The 474-nt window shown below is 36.3% G+C and carries 1 protein-coding gene; it reads right to left on the reverse strand.

Annotation, left to right across the window (positions count from 1 at the left end):
* A partial coding sequence (locus COZ07_RS06615) for a penicillin-binding transpeptidase domain-containing protein (RefSeq protein WP_406607781.1) occupies positions 1 to 474 on the reverse strand: 474 nt, incomplete at both ends.

Raw genomic sequence — 474 nt, forward strand, 5'->3', positions numbered from 1 at the left:
ATCTCCATAACCCTTCTCAATAGCTGATACCAACATTGCTGAAAGATTTAATGCCGTCTTCTCTGAAATAACCTGACGGACAAATTTAGGATCAATTTTTTCATTTGTACCATCACTGTAAACTATCTCACTAACTATTGAAGGTGCAAATAACCGTCCTTTGTTTGCAATCGCAGAAATGGCACTGATAAGTTGCAAGGGGGTTATCACTATAGCCCCTTGCCCAAAACCTGAAGTCGCAAGATCTACTTTATTCCAGTCTTTAATATCTTTAATTATAGGTGAACTTTCTTTATCTAAAGTAATACCTGTATCTTTGCCAAAACCAAAATTCTCAATATAGTGATAAACTTTTGAAAGTCCTACCTTCTGAGAAACCCATACCATCCCCACATTGCAAGAGTGTTCTAAGATTTCCGTCATAGTTTCATTTCCATGTGCTTCTCCTGTAGAAGTTTTTATCTTATACTTACC

It is taken from the genome of Candidatus Infernicultor aquiphilus, from assembly GCF_002784285.1.
GTDB classification, from domain to species: Bacteria; Atribacterota; Phoenicimicrobiia; order Phoenicimicrobiales; family Phoenicimicrobiaceae; genus Infernicultor; species Infernicultor aquiphilus.